This is a genomic window from Olsenella phocaeensis (assembly GCF_900120385.1).
GTDB classification, from domain to species: Bacteria; Actinomycetota; Coriobacteriia; order Coriobacteriales; family Atopobiaceae; genus Olsenella_I; species Olsenella_I phocaeensis.
On sequence record NZ_LT635494.1, the window covers coordinates 1,154,476 to 1,158,331 of the forward strand.

Sequence of the window (3,856 nt, forward strand, 5' to 3'; positions counted from 1 at the left end):
GCAGGCGCTGACGGCGGCCTCGGCGGCCATGCGGATGTTGCCGTTGTTGGGAAGCACGATGACGCTCGTGGCGTTGCAGGCCTCGATGGCCTCGAGGATGTCTGCCGTGGAGGGGTTCATGGTCTGCCCGCCGGACACGATGACGTCGACGCCCAGCGAGCGCAAGATCTCGGCCTGCCCGGACCCTGCGGCGACGGCCACGAAGCCCAGGCCCTTCTTGGGGGCGGCGTGACGCGGCGAGGACTCCTTGTCCTCGCGGATGCCCTCGGTGCGCTCCTGTGCCTCGAGGTCCATGTTGTGGACGAACACGTTGAAGATCTGGCCGCGGTGCAGCATGTGGCGCAGGACGCGGTCGGGCCTGTTGGTGTGCACGTGGATCTTGTAGTCGGGGTTGGTGCCCACGAGGAGCTCGCAGTCGCCCATGGAGCTCAGGTACTTGAGGTTGGCCTCCTCGTCGAAGTCCTGGCTGTCGGCATGGAAGAGGAACTCGGTGCAGTAGCGGAACTCGGATCCCTCCCAGTCGTCGTTGATCTCTATGTCGACGACGTTGGCGACCTGCGCCTTGGCGCTCGTGGGGGTGACGCTGGTGTCGAAGTCCGAGACCTCGCCCGCCTTGCCCTCGTAGGCGTTGACGAAGGCCTCGATGAAGGTCGCGAGGCCGAAGGCGCCGGAGTCGACGACGCCGTTCTCCTTGAGGACGGGCAGGAGGTCGGGGGTGCGGGCGACGGACTCGTAGGCCTCCACCACGATGGCGTCGAGGGCCTCCTGGGGCGTGGCCTTGGCCCTCTCCATCTGGTCCGCCCTGGCCGAGACGTCCTTGAGCACGGTGAGGATGGTGCCCTCGACGGGCTTGCGCACGGCCTTGAAGGCCACCTTGACGCCGTTGCGCAGCGCCGAGGCGATGTCCGCCGTGGTGGCGTCCGGGCCCTTGGCGCCGGTGAGGCCCTCGGCCACGCCGCGCAGGATCTGGCTGGTGATGACGCCCGAGTTGCCACGGGCGCCCATGAGCGAGCCATGGGTGATGGCCTTGGCGATGTCGTTCACCGAGGCGTTGGCGGGGAGCGACTCGACCTCCTTCACCACCGTGCCCAGGGTGAGGGACATGTTGGTGCCCGTGTCGCCGTCAGGGACCGGGAAGACGTTGAGCTTGTTGATCTCGTCCGCCTTGTCGGCGACGACCTTGGCGGCGACGGGGAAGCAGCTGCGAATGGTGTTGGCAATCATGATCTGGAGAACCTCGGTTCCTCTCGTATCGTGGGGCACGCCTAGCGGGCGGTGCGCATCCCCTCGACGTGGACGCGTACCTCGACGTTGTCAAGCTCGGCAATCTGCCTGAGGATGAACTTGACGGCGCTCACGAGGTTTTCTGACACGGACGCCATGTTCACGCCCTGCTCAACGACCACGTGGAGGTCCACCTTGACGATCTCCCCCTCTGCGGAGACGCCGACGCCCTTGCGCAGGCGGTAGGTCGGAAGGAGGTGGGCAGGGCCCTCCTGCTCGTCGGTGACCGCCATGCCCACCACGCCGTAGCACTCGAGGGCGGCATAGCCCGCGAGGTCGGCGATGCAGTCGTTGGACACCTTCAGGGTTCCGGGGACGACCATTGCCATAGCTTCTCCTCTCGCTTGGTCGATGTTCGACCGGCGCATTCATTCATAGAAGTCTAGCACGCAAGGCATGCGGCGCAGGAGGACAACCCGTACGCCCGGCCCACAGCCCGACGCCGCTGCCGTGGAAAGTCCACGCGAACGCCACCGCAGCCCGTCTCCCGTCTGCTAGTATCTTTCGTCGGTGACACGGGGCGGACTCCCCCGGAATGCTCTGCCACCAAAGGTCTTGTGGTCTGGCTACAAAACGCACACAAGCTGTCGCGCTTTGTTCTTGCATGCCGCTGGTCCTGTGCTATATTTGGACAGCTTTTGGTAATTGCTGGCGCCTTGCGCCACCCTATGGAGGTCGTAAACATGTCGAAGGTATGTGATATCTGCGGTAAGCACGCCGTTGCTGGTCGCTCCATCAGCCACTCCCACCGCACAGTCGCCCGCAAGTTCAAGCCCAACATCCAGCGCGTCACCGTCGTCGTCGACGGGCGTCCGCAGAAGAAGAACGTCTGCACCCGCTGCCTGAAGAAGGGCAACCTGGCTCGCTCCGTCGCCCGGGCGTAGCGCGGCGCGCGACATACCGGCGATTCCTCGGAGGCCCCTCGGGGCCTCCTTTCTTGTGCGTCACAGGCGGCTGCCCGCGGGGCGTCGCGCACCCCTCCCCACGGCCGCCGCGGACCNGAAGGCGACACATCTGGACCAGGGGCACCGACTCGACCTGCGCGTAGACTTGCCCTGGGTCTGGCGCTCCCCCGTCCTCGAGGAGCTCGAGGACGGCCTCTCTCCACATGGGCGCGGAGTCGAGGATGGTCCCGTCCAGGTCGAAGATCGCCCCGTCTATGCGCATGGCGTCAGCCCTCCCAGCCGCTGGTTGCAGGATTCATGGTAGCAGCCGCTCGGCGGCGGCCCCGGCGCAAGAGCCGGCCACGCTTGGGTACAGTAGTCCACGTGGCCGTGAGGCCGCTTTTTGTGCACGCACTCTTCCGGAGGATTCACATGGCTCGCTATGACTACAAGTGCCCCTCGTGCGGGACCCGCTTCGAGGTGGAGCATCCCATGAGCGCCCACCCCAGCGTCAGCTGCCCCAAGTGCGGCAGCAAGGCCCAGAAGGTCTTCTCCAGCTCGGGAATCGTCTTCTCGGGATCCGGCTTCTACAACACCGACCAGAGGGGCAAGAAGTAGCGCGCCTGGTCGCCGCCCGACTCCCACGGAGAATCGGAGTCGCGGTCGCGTCACCATAGCAAGAGCGGGGAGGAGGCCCGTCTGGCAGCTGTCCGGACGGGCCTCCTCTCGTGCGTCCGTCAACCGAAGCCGCTATCCCAACCTGCACAGGCGCGCCATGAAGTGACCGTCACAGAGCGGGGAGCCGAGCCGGTTTGCGCGCGAGGTCCTCAGGAAGCCCTCGGGGGTGAGCATGGAGCGCGCCAGGGCGAGCTGCTCGGGGGCGAGGACGCCCGTGGCGGGTGCGTCCAGCGGACCAGCGAGGCTGAATTCTCGCCCGACGTCCGAGGCGAGAAACGCCGCGACGACGTCCTCATCCTCCTGTCTCAGCTCCGAGCAGGTCGAATAGACCAGACATCCCCCGACCTCGACGCGACGGGCCACGGCCCCGAGGAGTTCGAGCTGGAGCTTCGGGAGCTCGCGCAGGGCCGCCTCCTCCCCCAGCGACCAGGCGACCTCGGGATGGCGGCGCAGGGTGCCGCTGCCCGAGCAGGGGGCATCCAGGAAGGCAAGGCGGAACTCTCCCCTGAGCCCTTCGGGAAGCGACTCGTCGGCTCCCGAGAGGGCCCTGCCGTCCAGGGCGTGGCAGCTCGCACGCCCGGCAAGCCCCACGGACCCCAGGCGTCGTGCGGACGAGGCGCTCTTGTGCGGGTCGCTCTCCACGCAGGCCATGCGAAGGTCCACGTCGAGCGCCCTGGCGGCGGACTGCAGGAGCAGGCTCTTGGTGCCCCTGCCCTGGCCGACCTCGAGGAACCTTCCTCCCCGGGGGCAGGCGAGCCAGGCGACGACCTGCGCCGCGAGGTCGGCGGGAAGGACGTCGGACGTGCGCACCAGACCGGAGCCAGCGAGGGCTGACGGGCGGCCGAGCCTGAAGGCGGCCGGCCACGGGAGCGGCTCCGGGGCGAGTCCTGCCGCCTCGAGGGCCAGGCGAGAGGGGCCCTCGCCCTGCACTACGAGGTTGCCGGCCACGCAGGGCGTGGAGGGCTCGAGGGAGCCGAGCGCGACGGCGGCGGCGCGGGAGGCGCCGAGGG

The 3,856-nt window shown here is 67.9% G+C and carries 4 protein-coding genes and 1 pseudogene; 2 read left to right on the forward strand and 3 right to left on the reverse strand.

Translation table 11 applies throughout. From position 1 onward, the window contains the following. Window positions 1-1,224: DAK2 domain-containing protein (locus tag BQ7388_RS05530; protein WP_072499939.1), on the reverse strand; the 1,224-nt coding region annotated here is incomplete at its 3' end. Between the two features lie 41 nt (window positions 1,225-1,265). Continuing rightward, on the reverse strand, window positions 1,266-1,613 hold the full coding sequence (locus BQ7388_RS05535) for an Asp23/Gls24 family envelope stress response protein (protein ID WP_009279325.1): 348 nt from the start codon (window positions 1,611-1,613) through the stop codon (window positions 1,266-1,268). A 354-nt stretch (window positions 1,614-1,967) separates the two neighbouring features. Here BQ7388_RS05535 and rpmB point away from each other — a divergent pair, with 354 nt between their 5' ends. Next, on the forward strand, window positions 1,968-2,168 hold the full coding sequence (gene rpmB, locus BQ7388_RS05540; RefSeq protein WP_072499940.1) for a 50S ribosomal protein L28: 201 nt from the start codon (window positions 1,968-1,970) through the stop codon (window positions 2,166-2,168). A gap of 432 nt (window positions 2,169-2,600) precedes the next feature. Further along, window positions 2,601-2,786 carry an FmdB family zinc ribbon protein gene (locus tag BQ7388_RS05545; protein ID WP_009279328.1) on the forward strand — a complete coding sequence of 62 codons (186 nt, stop codon included), beginning with the start codon at window positions 2,601-2,603 and terminating at the stop codon, window positions 2,784-2,786. A gap of 132 nt (window positions 2,787-2,918) precedes the next feature. Here BQ7388_RS05545 and BQ7388_RS05550 read toward each other — a convergent pair. Further along, window positions 2,919-3,856: pseudogene (locus BQ7388_RS05550) on the reverse strand (hypothetical protein); the annotation flags it as partial.

Bases quoted from the DNA above. Each gene is read 5' to 3' on its own strand.
- rpmB (WP_072499940.1), top strand. From the start codon at position 1,968: ATGTCGAAGGTATGTGATATCTGCGGTAAGCACGCCGTTGCTGGTCGC.
- BQ7388_RS05545 (WP_009279328.1), top strand. From the start codon at position 2,601: ATGGCTCGCTATGACTACAAGTGCCCCTCGTGCGGGACCCGCTTCGAG.
- BQ7388_RS05535 (WP_009279325.1), bottom strand. From the start codon at position 1,613: ATGGCAATGGTCGTCCCCGGAACCCTGAAGGTGTCCAACGACTGCATC.